Source organism: Methylomonas rosea (assembly GCF_024505055.1).
Lineage (GTDB): Bacteria > Pseudomonadota > Gammaproteobacteria > Methylococcales > Methylomonadaceae > Methylomonas > Methylomonas rosea.
In genome coordinates, this window is the sequence record NZ_JANIBL010000022.1 from 1 (window position 1) to 11,803 (window position 11,803).

15 protein-coding genes are annotated in these 11,803 nt (G+C 51.3%); 12 read left to right on the forward strand and 3 right to left on the reverse strand.

Annotated elements, in window-relative coordinates; genetic code table 11:
* Positions 1-457: ABC transporter ATP-binding protein (locus NP589_RS08825; protein WP_256606654.1), on the reverse strand; the 457-nt coding region annotated here is incomplete at its 3' end.
* A gap of 88 nt (positions 458-545) precedes the next feature.
* Between NP589_RS08825 and NP589_RS08830 the strand changes: the two genes are divergently transcribed.
* Entirely contained in the window at positions 546-1,118 is a 573-nt protein-coding gene (locus tag NP589_RS08830) for a methyltransferase family protein (protein ID WP_256606655.1), read from the forward strand.
* 42 nt (positions 1,119-1,160) lie between these two features.
* On the opposite strand, the gene trxB is transcribed toward NP589_RS08830, so the two are convergent.
* Positions 1,161-2,117, reverse strand: coding sequence for a thioredoxin-disulfide reductase (gene trxB, locus NP589_RS08835; RefSeq protein WP_256606656.1), 957 nt, complete (start codon positions 2,115-2,117; stop codon positions 1,161-1,163).
* Positions 2,118-2,288: 171 nt separating this feature from the next.
* Here trxB and NP589_RS08840 point away from each other — a divergent pair, with 171 nt between their 5' ends.
* From NP589_RS08840 to NP589_RS08855, 4 genes are read left to right on the forward strand one after another with little or no spacing between them, the layout of a single operon-like run.
* Positions 2,289-4,595: a DNA translocase FtsK gene (locus tag NP589_RS08840; RefSeq protein ID WP_256606657.1), complete on the forward strand. Its 2,307-nt coding sequence runs from the start codon at positions 2,289-2,291 to the stop codon at positions 4,593-4,595.
* 5 nt (positions 4,596-4,600) lie between these two features.
* Complete coding sequence (locus NP589_RS08845) at positions 4,601-4,795, forward strand: hypothetical protein (protein WP_256606658.1); 195 nt, start codon at positions 4,601-4,603, stop codon at positions 4,793-4,795.
* A gap of 10 nt (positions 4,796-4,805) precedes the next feature.
* Entirely contained in the window at positions 4,806-5,072 is a 267-nt protein-coding gene (locus tag NP589_RS08850; RefSeq protein WP_256606659.1) for a SemiSWEET transporter, read from the forward strand.
* A gap of 19 nt (positions 5,073-5,091) precedes the next feature.
* A complete protein-coding gene (locus tag NP589_RS08855) occupies positions 5,092-5,910 on the forward strand; it encodes a GntR family transcriptional regulator (protein WP_256606660.1) in 819 nt (272 codons plus the stop codon).
* Here the strand turns inward: NP589_RS08855 and NP589_RS08860 are convergent.
* A complete protein-coding gene (locus tag NP589_RS08860; protein WP_256606661.1) occupies positions 5,907-6,851 on the reverse strand; it encodes a ribokinase in 945 nt (314 codons plus the stop codon). The genes NP589_RS08855 and NP589_RS08860 overlap by 4 nt on opposite strands.
* 131 nt (positions 6,852-6,982) lie before the next feature.
* Here NP589_RS08860 and NP589_RS08865 point away from each other — a divergent pair, with 131 nt between their 5' ends.
* The 7 genes from NP589_RS08865 to NP589_RS08895 all read left to right on the forward strand — a co-directional run bounded on the left by NP589_RS08865 (position 6,983) and on the right by NP589_RS08895 (position 11,803).
* On the forward strand, positions 6,983-7,855 hold the full coding sequence (locus tag NP589_RS08865; RefSeq protein ID WP_256606662.1) for a PEP-CTERM sorting domain-containing protein: 873 nt from the start codon (positions 6,983-6,985) through the stop codon (positions 7,853-7,855).
* A gap of 44 nt (positions 7,856-7,899) precedes the next feature.
* Positions 7,900-8,730: a hypothetical protein gene (locus NP589_RS08870; protein WP_256606663.1), complete on the forward strand. Its 831-nt coding sequence runs from the start codon at positions 7,900-7,902 to the stop codon at positions 8,728-8,730.
* A 190-nt stretch (positions 8,731-8,920) separates the two neighbouring features.
* Positions 8,921-9,457, forward strand: a complete 537-nt coding sequence (gene cobO / locus NP589_RS08875; protein WP_256606664.1) for a cob(I)yrinic acid a,c-diamide adenosyltransferase — start codon at positions 8,921-8,923, stop codon at positions 9,455-9,457.
* 62 nt (positions 9,458-9,519) lie between these two features.
* The gene (locus NP589_RS08880; protein WP_064007374.1) at positions 9,520-9,927 is read left to right on the forward strand and encodes a ketosteroid isomerase-related protein; all 408 of its coding nucleotides are present in this window, start codon (positions 9,520-9,522) and stop codon (positions 9,925-9,927) included.
* A 106-nt stretch (positions 9,928-10,033) separates the two neighbouring features.
* Complete coding sequence (locus tag NP589_RS08885; protein ID WP_256606665.1) at positions 10,034-10,396, forward strand: hypothetical protein; 363 nt, start codon at positions 10,034-10,036, stop codon at positions 10,394-10,396.
* Between the two features lie 384 nt (positions 10,397-10,780).
* Entirely contained in the window at positions 10,781-11,101 is a 321-nt protein-coding gene (locus NP589_RS08890) for a cold shock domain-containing protein (RefSeq protein ID WP_256606666.1), read from the forward strand.
* A 66-nt stretch (positions 11,102-11,167) separates the two neighbouring features.
* On the forward strand, positions 11,168-11,803 hold the full coding sequence (locus NP589_RS08895; RefSeq protein WP_256606667.1) for a DedA family protein: 636 nt from the start codon (positions 11,168-11,170) through the stop codon (positions 11,801-11,803).

Below are 11,803 nucleotides of genomic sequence, written 5' to 3' on the forward strand. Positions count from 1 at the left end.
GTTGCTGCTGGCCGCCGGAAACTTGGCTGGGCAAGCGCTCCGCCGCATCGGCCAGGCCGACCAGTTCCAACAAATGCATGGCCCGCTCGCGGCGCTGGCCCTTGTTTAACCTGTCGAGAAAGTCCATCGGCAGCACGATGTTTTGCAGCAGATTCAAGGCCGGCAATAACTGAAAAAACTGAAACACGATGCCGATATTGGCGCCGCGCCAACGGGTGAGCTTTTCGTTACTGAGTTTTTGTAGCTCTGCACCATTGACGATAACTTGGCCTTGACTGGGATGGTCGATGCCGGTGAGTAGATTTAGCAGGGTGGATTTGCCATTGCCGGACGGGCCGACGATGGCGACGAATTCGCCTGGATAAATGTCCAGATTGATGTCGTGCAATACGGTTTGCAGCGTGCCGGCTTGCGGGTAGTCCTTATAAACCTGTTTCAGTTCTATGATCTTTTTCATAACAGCCGGCAAATTGCGGTATGTTACACGAGGCGCGGGCATCCTGGCATACCCGTCAACTCACGGACACTTCGCCGGAGGGCGATCAATGACATCGGTACGGATTTTGTGGCTATTGTTGTGCTTGGTTTGGATAGCGGCGGAAATTGGTTTGGCTCGCAGGGCTGCGCTGCAAACCGGGTCGGCATTGAATACCGAGCGGCGTTCGCAACGTGTGTTGTGGATCAGTATCTTGGTCAGTTTGGGTCTGGCCTTATGGTTTAAAAATCTGGCCTGGGCACCAATCAAGCTTGAGTATCTGCCTAGACAAGCGTTGGCAATGGCCTTATTTGCCTCAGGACTGTACCTTCGTTACGCTGCGGTGATGCAATTGGGCCGATTTTTTACGACTAACGTGGCGATACAACCAGAACATCGTCTGATAAAGGAAGGACCTTATCGCTGGTTGCGGCATCCGGCCTACACCGGCTTGTTGATCGCCTTGTTCGCAGCCGGTTTGGCGATGGGTGACTTCATCGCTTTGGCGATGTTGCTCGTACCGACAGTTTGGGCGTTTACCTTACGCATCGACATAGAAGAGCGGATGCTGTTGGCGGAGTTTGGTAGTGTTTATGCCGATTTTTGCAAATCTACTTGGCGGCTGTTGCCCTGGGTGTATTGAGAATAAATGGGGCGATGTTAATCGCCCCAAGCAAAGAATGATCTAGCCGACTAACTCATCCAGATATTTTTCCACATCCAACGCCGCCATACAGCCTGCGCCGGCCGAAGTGATGGCTTGTTTGTAATGCGAGTCCATCACGTCGCCGGCCGCGAACACGCCCGGCACGCTGGTCGCGGTAGCGTTGCCGTGGATACCGCTATTCACGACGATGTAACCATGCTCCATTTTCAATTGACCTTGGAAAATATCGGTATTGGGGGTGTGGCCAATCGCAATGAACACACCGTGTACATCCAAGTCCTTAGTCGAACCATCCTGACTGTTTTTAATGCGCAGACCGGTCACACCCATTTCGTCACCCAGTACTTCGTCCAACTGGTGGTTCCATTCGATACGCACATTGCCGGATTTGGATTTTTCGATCAGTTTGTCCGACAAGATTTTCTCCGAGCGGAACTTATCCCGTCTATGCACCACGATGACCTCGGAGGCGATGTTGGATAAATACAAGGCTTCCTCGACCGCGGTATTGCCGCCGCCGATTACCGCGACCGGTTTGTTGCGGTAGAAGAAACCGTCGCAAGTGGCACAGGCGGACACGCCTTTACCTTTGAAAGCTTCTTCGGACGGCAGGCCCAGATATTTAGCCGAAGCGCCGGTGGCGATAATCAACGCATCGCAGGTATAGACGCCGGCATCGCCGGTTAGGGTAAACGGTTTTTGCGACAGATCGGCTGTGTGGATATGGTCGAAAATGATTTCTGTATTGAAGCGCTCGGCATGCAAGCGCATCCGCTCCATTAAGTCCGGGCCTTGTAGGCCTTCTACGTCGCCGGGCCAGTTGTCCACTTCAGTCGTGGTGGTCAATTGTCCGCCTTGTTGCATGCCGGTGATCATCACCGGATTCAAGTTAGCGCGCGCGGCGTAAACGGCTGCGGTGTAACCGGCCGGGCCGGAACCTAGGATCAAAAGTTTGCAATGTTTTGCGGCAGCCATTATTTCGAGTCTCCATGCGGGTTAGGGTAGCAAAATTATAAGGGCATTCCCCCCGGGATAAAACCGATTTACCGACAGGTTTTTAAAGGCGTGGCCGGTAAAGCTAATGTGAAATCGATTTACATCATCTATAATCATGTTTTGTGACGCTTTTATTGTGAGCCGACAACTATGGTTGCTGTTGTGGAAGAGAGAGCCGCGCGAGGTTATCGCGAAATCGCATTACTGGGGTTTTCAAGTTGTGCCTTGTTTTTTTTAATTGCCTTAGTCACTTTTAATTCCAACGATCCGGGTTGGAGTCATAGCACGTCGTATCAATCCATCAGTAACGCCTGCGGTTTGTTTGGTGCTTGGCTGGCGGATTTTGTACTGAGTTTTCTCGGGTTGATGGCCTACCTGATTCCTGTGATGATTTTTTGGTATGGCTACATCTTGTTTCAAGGCTCCCGCCAGGCCGGTGGGCAATGGGCGCTGGCATCGCGCTCGGCAGGTTTCCTGGCGACAATAGTGTCCGGTTCGGCGATTTTGTTTTTGCATCTGCATTTTCTGCGCACTAAAGTTGATTTACCGGAGAGCCCGGGCGGCATTCTGGGCCGGGAAATCGGCGACGCCTTGGTGCATCTGTTAGGCAACTCCGGCTCTACCTTATTATTGCTGGCCATTTTTATGACCGGTGTGACCTTGTTTACCGGTTTGTCCTGGCTGACGATGATGGCCTTTATCGGCAAATGCGCGATGACGGCCTGCTCAGTGGTAGGACGGCAGGCGGTCGAGGTGCCTGAACGTTACCGCGCTGATAAACCGGCGCGACCTGAATCGGCAAAAGAAGTCAAAAAATCACGTAGTCAGCAGTCGGAGGCTAAAACCGAAGAGCGCGCTAAAAAGCCGCAGATTCAAGTGCTGGAAACCGCACAACCTTCTGCCGCTGCCGCGGTTAGACCCTTGCGCAGAAAAGACAGCAAGCCTGTGGATGATATGGAGCCCGGCGCTTATATCAACGCCTTGCCTACCTTGTCATTGCTGGATAAGCGCGAAATCAAGGTTAAACGTTACTCCAAATTAGAATTGGAAGAAATTTCCCGTCAGGTGGAAGACGTGTTGCAGGATTACGGCATCGCCGCCGAAGTGGAAGCGGTTTTGCCGGGTCCGGTTATCACGCGTTTTGAATTGCGTTTGGCGGCGGGCGTGAAAGTCAGCCGCATTAGCAGCTTGGCTAAAGACTTGGCGCGCGGTTTGTCGGTAACCAGTGTGCGGATTGTCGAGATTATCGAAGGCAAGTCGGTTATCGGTCTGGAGATTCCGAATCAGGAACGGGAAATGGTTTCGCTGCGCGATTTGCTGGTATCCGATGAATTTGAACGCGCCAAATCCAAGCTCAGCATTGCCATGGGCAAGGATATTTCCGGTACGCCGGTGGTAGCGGATCTGGGCAAAATGCCGCATGCACTGGTGGCTGGTACTACAGGTTCCGGTAAGTCGGTGGCGATCAACACGATGATTCTCAGCTTGCTGTACAAGTCCAAACCGGAAGATGTGCGGATGATCATGATCGACCCAAAAATGCTGGAATTGTCGGTGTACGAAGGCATTCCGCATTTGCTGACGCCGGTCGTCACTGATATGAAGGACGCGCAAAACGCCTTGCGTTGGGCGGTGGCGGAAATGGAGCGTCGCTACAAATTAATGTCCAAAGTGGGTGTACGGAATCTGGCTGGCTATAACCAGGCGGTCAGAGAAGCGGAAGCGGCTGGTCAGCCGATTCGGGATCCCTTGTTCCGCCCTGAAACGCCGGTAGCCTTGGAAGACTATCCGTTGCTGGACACACTACCCAGTATTGTCATCGTGATCGACGAGTTGGCCGACATGATGATGGTGGTCGGCAAAAAGGTCGAAGAACTGATCGCCCGTTTAGCGCAAAAGGCCCGTGCTGCCGGCATTCACTTGGTATTGGCGACCCAGCGTCCATCTGTGGATGTCTTGACCGGTTTGATTAAAGCTAACGTGCCGACCCGGATTTCCTTCCAGGTGTCTTCGCGGATCGATTCCCGGACCATTATCGACCAAGGCGGAGCGGAAGCCTTGCTAGGTAACGGCGACATGTTGTTCCTGCCGTCCGGTACCAGCATCCCCTTGCGTGCTCATGGTGCGTTTGTGGACGATCACGAAGTGCATCGGGTGGTGGAATTCTTGAAAAAAACCGGCCCAACCAATTACCTGGACGAGATTACCCAGGAACGTACCGATAGCGGCGAAGTCGCCGGCTTGGACGGCGAAGACAGCGAGTCCGATGCGCTATACGACGAAGCGGTGGCGTTTGTGACTGAGTCGCGCAAAGCATCGATCTCCAGCGTGCAACGCCGCTTCAAAATCGGTTACAACCGGGCGGCGCGCATTATCGAAGACATGGAAAATGCCGGCGTGGTGAGTATGCCGGAAACCAACGGCTCCCGCGAGGTTCTGGCGCCGCCGCCGCGCTGATTGCGATGAGTATCGTTATAGTTGGCTTGCTGGCCGTCGCTGTTGTTTCCGGCATTGGCGGCTGGCTGCTTAGTTCAAAACAAAGCCAGGAAACGCCGGTTAAAATCATGATGTTCGTGGGTTATTTCTGGCTGCTGGCTTTTGCGCAATTATTGCTGGTCGCCTTAAGCTACTTTGGCTGGCAACATTTCACGGCTTGATTTTTCTGACATGGACCTAATCCCCGAGCTGATCGGTTATCTGGCGGCGACCTTGACGACTGCCTCTTTTCTGCCGCAAGCGATTATGACTTTTAGAACTCGCGATACCGATTCCTTATCGCTAGGCATGTACAGCATGTTTACTTTGGGAGTGTTGCTGTGGTTGATTTATGGGATTTTTCTGGCGAATATAGCCATCATAGTGGCCAACGCTATTACTTTTTTGCTGGCAGCGGCTATCTTGTGCTTTAAGATTCATAATCTACTGCGTAAATGAGAATGCCGGGTCAACCACAATGCCTTCTAGTGTTTCCAGCAATATCGAAATAAAAGCCGATACTTCCGCCGCCAATGATAGCAGCGCTTTCATTGAGAAAATTCGCCCGAATACCGGCATTTCCGAGCCTGTCTACAAACAGCTGCAAAGACGCATTACCGATATGATCCAGTCCGGCGAGCTCGGTGACGGTATTAGTCTGCCATCCGAGCGGGCTTTAGCGGAAGCTCTGGGTCTCAGCCGTACCACGGTGCGGCGTTGCTACGAAGAATTGCGGGCTCAGGATTGTATTGCCACCCACGGCCGCGCCGGCGTCACAGTCAAAGCGCCACCTTCGCGGATCAACCCGGAGATGGGTAAGCTGAAAGGTTTTACCGAGGAAATGCGCGAGTTGGGTATCACGCCGTCCACGCAAATTCTCGAGCACAAGATTGTCGTCGATAGAACTATCGCGTCTATTTTTAATCGTCCCGCCTCTAGCCGATTTCTACGTTTGGTAAGGGTGCGCTTGGGAGACGGTATGCCGTTGTCGCGCGAAGTGGCTTGGTACGATCTAAGCGTCGCACCGGCTTTGGCTGACTGGGACGGTGCAGGATCGGCTTATCAATACATTGAGATACACTGCGATTTGGGCTTGGTGCATGCTGAGCAATCCATAGAAGCTGTGCTCAGCGACGACGAGGAAGCGGCCGTATTCGGCTTCGACCAGCCTGGGCCCTGCTTATTGTTGAAGCGCAAGACCTACGCCGACAACGGGCAGATCGTGGAGTATGTCGAAGGCACGTTTCGTGGTGACGCCTATACCTACCGGGTCAATCTGAAAATCCGGCCAAGCTAAGCTGCTGTTGGCCTTGGATTGGTATCAATAAAACTATCGATTTCGGCTTGGCTCGGCAAACACCCCAATACGCCATGATGCTTGGCAACCCAGGCACCGCAGGCGCAGGCTCTGCTTAAAGCCTCGGTTAAGCTCAAATTATTCAGCAAAGCCGCCGCCAGGCCCGCGCTAAACGCGTCACCAGCACCGGTGGCGTCCAGTGCGGCAACAGGCCAAGCCGGTTGATATACGACGTTATCTTTCGTTAAGGCCACGCATCCCGCTTCACCTAGCGTTACCACCAGCAGTTCCCCCGACCAGGCAATTTGTTCTGCCCAGTTGCATAAGCTATTCAACCAGCGCTCCAGGCGGATTTCTTTGTAGCTTAGGCCGAATAATGAAGCGGCCTCGGTTTCGTTTACCACCAAAATATCGGTTAACTTCAACAGGCCAGGATCAGGTTGCCGCCAAGGGGATGGATTAAGCATGGTGCGGATGCCGCGCTGACGTGCGATCTCGAACGCTTTGCGAACGGCTGCTTCCGGGATTTCAAACTGGGCGTAAATCAAATTTAGGTCGGGAAGGGCGGCTAAGGTCTGTTCGACATGTTCCTTCTTCAGCAGGGCGTTGGCGCCTGGATAGACGGCCAAAAAATTCTCGCCATTCGGACCTATAAAGCCGACACCAAAACCGGATTGTGGTCCGGTTTTTAGAAGCCAACGGCTGTCTAAGCCGGCGTTTTCGATCAGCTTAGTCACTTCGTCCGCAACGGCATCCATTCCCAGCGGCAATAACATTGCCGCCTCAGCGCCCAGTCTATGTGCGGCTAAACCGACATTCAAACCCTTGCCGCCATGTTCCTGAAGCAAGCCGGTCGCTTGCAGAGATTCGCCAGGACAAGGCAAGTGCTCAACATTCAGGCAGTGAGCATGGACATAGCTGGCTAAAACTAGGATGGACACGCGGACTCCAATTCTCGGAAAAAATCTGTGAAATAGTACCGAAATAAATCCAATAATTTACGATTGACGCAAAAAATTCTAAATGGTATTTCTATGGTATCTTAAATAAATACCAAAAGAGGAGAGTCATCATGAAACCATGTTACATTGTATCTGCGCTATTGCTATGCATCTCACCCACGCTCCATGCCTACACGACGTTTGCCCAGGCGGGTGCTAAAGTAGGAGGGCGTTCTTATCCTGACCCATCGCCGTACACGGTATTGCCGTTTGCAGATGGTCAAACCGATTCTCATACAGACGCAGTGTCACACGCTTTTGGTTCAGTCTACGACCAGGGGTTCGATGAAAACACAGAATCCGGCTATTCCTATAGAAGACAAGCAATAGCTTCAGCCGACGCTAGTCCAGGCGTATTAAAAGCCTACGCCAGTGCCGGATATTTTTTAGATGGCCCAAACCCACCTAATAATCTTGGTGTGGTTGGAGTTGGCAAAGCCGAATTCACTGATACTTTCTCTATTTTTTCGAGTAAATTTTTCGTTGACATTAATATCGAATATCACTTAAGCGGCAGCATGCAGGGATTAGCTAAAGTCAAAGGCGGTTTGAGAGTTTCTTCTTACGATGACACGTTTGGCATCCACGCAAGTGAGGCCATTGCTTCTCCACTGAAGTTTGAGTGCTCATCAAACATTAACTCGTGTACCGGCAAAGCCACTGTTTCAGTCCCTGCCAATTGGGATATATCCATTTCCGGTTTTTTGGAAGTGCTTGCTGCAGCCAATAGCGATCCGAATTCACAAAAATACGGCGATGCTATTGCCAACTATGGCAATACTGCCCGGGTATTTATCAGCGCGGTAGATCCGAGAAACAAAATTGTCAGTGGTAGCGGCTTTGATTATTCCCCAGTTTCAGTTCCTGTTCCGGCATCCATCTGGCTATTTGGCAGCGGCATTCTGGGTTTCGTATGTCGGCTAAGAAAGCCCTTATGGCGGTAACGCCAGTTTGCATTTTTCAACAATTTATATAGTCCGAGGTTTAAATGAATCTATTCCCTATTTTGTTGCCCATGTTTGCCATATTGGCTTACTTGCCTGCGGCCAATGCTTACACCACATCCTTGACCGTGATTGCCAGCGCGAATGCCGCCTATGGTAGTCAGTCCTACGATGCGGAATCCAAGAGGATAGACAATATCGACAGCCCTTCATCATATGCGGTCGATGCGTTGTATCAAATCCCCGACTCCAATGGGTCCGGGAATTATGCTGTTGTTTACCGGTCCTCAGCCAGCGGCTTTGTGAGCCCCGGCGTCTTAAAAGCGTCGGCTAGCGCCAGTGCGACTGCCTTTGCCGCCAATGTCGCCAGTGGCAGCAGCAAAGTGTCGTTTGCCGATAACTTCAGGTTGGTGGGGCCCAGCGGTCGAAATATCGATTTGACGTTGACTTATTTAGTGTCAGGAGCGCTGTCCGGCACCGCTGCCGCTAGCGGTTCCGTCCAACTGAGCACGGGTGACAGGATCTCTTTCACGGAAAACGGTTATACGCCGCGTAGCTTCAGCTGCTCATGGGTGGCGTCGTGTAACGGCGCGGCGACATTTTCGGTCCCGGTCAATACCTTGATTTCGCTGGACGCCATCCTGGAAGTCGGGGCGGGAGCCAGCAGCTATTTCAAACCAACCCCAACCGAATCCTCAGCCAATTTTGGGAACACCGGTTTGGTGTATCTCGGTATTACCGATAGTCGTTATCAGTTGCAGAGCGGCAGCGGTTTTAGCTACGCTCCCGTGCCGTTACCTGCCGCGTTTTGGAGCTTTGCTGCCGGTTTGTCTGCATTGGGTTTTTCCAACTTGCGCAAGCGGGTAATAGGTTAGTTCAATACCTCGTTGTTGCTGTATGGGCACGGCAAAAGTATTCGAAACTGACTCTTTTACCGTGCCGGCGCATTATATGAACGGCTGCTATGCCGATGTCCCGCTTCTGTCTCTAGGTCGCTGATAAGTTGTTACAATGCTCGATGAATTTAAACACGCTGCTGATACAAGGGCCATAGAAGCATAATTAATGAAAACCAGAGATAGAAGACACGGTGTGGTGCTAGTGCACACGGGTGAAGGTAAAGGTAAGTCCTCAAGTGCGTTTGGCATGGTGTTCCGCGCCGCCGGTTGGGGTATGAAAGTCTGTGTGATTCAATTCATCAAGGGCCAATGGCAAACCGGTGAGCAAAGGGCCGCGACGCGTTTCGAAGAAATAGAATGGCACGCGTTGGGCGACGGCTTTACCTGGGATACCAAAAACCCGGAACAGGACATCAAAACCAGCCGGGAAATTTGGGAGTTTGCCAAACAAAAAATCCTTTCCGAAGAGTTCGACCTGGTAATCCTGGACGAAATCAATTACTGCTGCGGCTATGGCTGGATAAGTGGCCAGGAAATCGCCGATTTCATCAAAAACGAAAAACCGGCCTGGCTGCATCTGGTGATGACCGGCAGGAATGCGGCACCGGAAGTCATTGAGGCTGCCGACACGGTCACCGAGATGACCAGAATCAAGCATGCTTATGCTGCAGGCATTAAGGCAGAGCAGGGCGTGGAATTTTAAGCTGAAAAAAAACCGGGCTTCTGGCAGAATTGCCGGTTTTTAATCTAGGCAACAACATCACTATGCAACAAGCAAAAAAACTTATCGAACAGTACTATCAAGCGTTCAACAGCGGCGACATGGATACCTTTCTGAGCTTGTTGACCGACGACGTGGTACATGACATTAACCAGGGCGACCGCGAGCAAGGTAAGGCCGCTTTCGGCGAGTTCATGAAAAAAATGAATCACCACTATAAAGAACAACTGGTGGATATGGTGATTATGGCAAACGAAGACGGTACGCGCGGCGCGGCCGAGTTTGTGGTGTTGGGTGAATACCTCAACACCGACGAAGGCCTGCCGGAAGCCAATGGCCAAACCTATCGCTTGCCTGCCGGTGCGTTTTTCGATATCCGCGACGGCAAAGTAGCGCGCATCACCAACTACTACAATTTGGGCGATTGGATTGCGCAGGTTGATCCGCAGTAAGGCTTTTGTCAGGCTCATTGCCGATACCGGTCAATTGGCATAGAATCCGAAGGGTGACAATTCGGATTCGCCGAAAAAAATAACTACAAAACAGAGGAGAGCAACAATGGGTGAAACACAGAAATTGATGATCGCTGTCGTGGGGGTGTTTGTAGCCGGTTTTATCATGGTGGGCGTCAGCAAGGATCAATCCAACGAAGAGAAAGAAGCTGCGGCGCAGATCCGCACTTTGGTGGCGATGCAGGAAATGGCTACGCAAAAATGCCCTAAATTGATCGAAAACAAAACCGGAACTCAGGTTTATTTCCCGTCCAAAACCGATACCGACAAAACAACCTATGTAACGATGGAATGGATAGGCGAGAAAGACTCCAACTTCAAAACCGCATCATGCACTTTGCATTTGGCATTGGGCGGGGTCTCTAAGTTGATTATTGATGATAAGGTATTGATTGACAAGAAGTTTTAATTAAAGGCGGCGTTTTGCGCGATAGCTGGAAACGTCGTCTTGTCTCCAATCGGATCGGTTAGCGGCGAAAGATGTCGTTAGCCGATTTGTCAGTGTTTTTCTGAACATCGACGCCGGGTATGGTCGTCGTCATTCGCAAATTAACCATCGTAACAGAACCGGCAATACGGTCGGCCGTTTGCCAATCATGTTTGCAGGTAAAACAGCTAGCGCATCGAAGTGACGGATGCTCGGTTTGCCGGTAACCGTAAAGTCAGTAAAGGCGCAATCGATCAGAAACGCGCAAGCCGGGCTTTGTGGTTTCGGGGTAGAAGCAGGGATATGACGTTTCGCGGATGTCTCAGACTAAAATCACAAGAATAATAATTAACTAGAGGTGAAAAGATGGCGGATACGACCATCCTAAAAGGTGTTTTAAAAACCTGGAAAGACGATAGAGGTTTTGGCTTTATTCAGCCGGATAATGGCGACAAAGATATTTTTGTACATATTTCTTCGTTAAAAGGTATGGCCCGCCGTCCTGTGCGCGGCGATGTATTGTTTTATGAAGTTGCCCGCGATACCGGCGGTAAATTAAAAGCCGTCAATGCACGAATCGAAGGCGTGGCTTACGAGCAAAAATCCGCGAAGCCTAAAATTTGGTTGTGGCTGCTGGCGGTGTTACTTGGTTTGGTAAGCGCGGCGGTAGCAGCTTATTTTTTATAACGCGCCGAACAGCTGTCATCGGTAGCAAATACTATTGACCGATATTTTTAACCAAAAGAGTAAAACATGGACTGGCTACATTATTTGACCGACATTCTGCTGCACATCGATAAACATTTGGCCAATATCATCAGCGACTACGGCACGGTGACCTATGCCATTTTGTTTTTGGTTATTTTTGTGGAGACCGGTTTCGTGGTGATGCCGTTTTTGCCCGGCGATTCCCTGTTGTTTGCCGCCGGTGCGTTCGTGGCGATGGATGCTTTCAATCTGCCGATCTTGCTCGGCGTTTTGGGGGCTGCGGCAGTGCTGGGCGATACCGTTAACTATTGGATAGGCCGCAGCATTGGTCAGCGCGCCTATTCGCTGAGCTGGGTAAACCGCGAACATCTTGATCGCGCCCAAGCGTTTTACGATACCTACGGCGGCAAAACCATCGTGCTGGCGCGTTTTGTGCCGATTGTGCGCACCTTTGCGCCGTTCGTGGCCGGAATAGGGAAAATGCCTTACAGCACGTTCATTTTGTTTAACATTGTCGGTGGGGTCGCATGGGTGTTGATCTGCGTGTTTGCCGGCTATTTCTTCGGCAATATCCCGTTGGTGAAGAAAAACTTCGAGTTAGTGGTTTTAGGCATCGTGCTGATTTCGATCTTGCCGATAGTGCTGGAAGTTTGGAAAGCCCGTAAACAAGCCAAGCAATAA

Bases quoted from the DNA above. Each gene is read 5' to 3' on its own strand.
- NP589_RS08845 (WP_256606658.1), top strand. From the start codon at position 4,601: ATGAGTATCGTTATAGTTGGCTTGCTGGCCGTCGCTGTTGTTTCCGGC.
- NP589_RS08865 (WP_256606662.1), top strand. From the start codon at position 6,983: ATGAAACCATGTTACATTGTATCTGCGCTATTGCTATGCATCTCACCC.
- trxB (WP_256606656.1), bottom strand. From the start codon at position 2,117: ATGGCTGCCGCAAAACATTGCAAACTTTTGATCCTAGGTTCCGGCCCG.
- NP589_RS08885 (WP_256606665.1), top strand. From the start codon at position 10,034: ATGGGTGAAACACAGAAATTGATGATCGCTGTCGTGGGGGTGTTTGTA.
- NP589_RS08895 (WP_256606667.1), top strand. From the start codon at position 11,168: ATGGACTGGCTACATTATTTGACCGACATTCTGCTGCACATCGATAAA.
- NP589_RS08890 (WP_256606666.1), top strand. From the start codon at position 10,781: ATGGCGGATACGACCATCCTAAAAGGTGTTTTAAAAACCTGGAAAGAC.
- NP589_RS08880 (WP_064007374.1), top strand. From the start codon at position 9,520: ATGCAACAAGCAAAAAAACTTATCGAACAGTACTATCAAGCGTTCAAC.
- NP589_RS08855 (WP_256606660.1), top strand. From the start codon at position 5,092: ATGCCTTCTAGTGTTTCCAGCAATATCGAAATAAAAGCCGATACTTCC.
- NP589_RS08870 (WP_256606663.1), top strand. From the start codon at position 7,900: ATGAATCTATTCCCTATTTTGTTGCCCATGTTTGCCATATTGGCTTAC.
- NP589_RS08850 (WP_256606659.1), top strand. From the start codon at position 4,806: ATGGACCTAATCCCCGAGCTGATCGGTTATCTGGCGGCGACCTTGACG.
- NP589_RS08830 (WP_256606655.1), top strand. From the start codon at position 546: ATGACATCGGTACGGATTTTGTGGCTATTGTTGTGCTTGGTTTGGATA.
- cobO (WP_256606664.1), top strand. From the start codon at position 8,921: ATGAAAACCAGAGATAGAAGACACGGTGTGGTGCTAGTGCACACGGGT.
- NP589_RS08840 (WP_256606657.1), top strand. From the start codon at position 2,289: ATGGTTGCTGTTGTGGAAGAGAGAGCCGCGCGAGGTTATCGCGAAATC.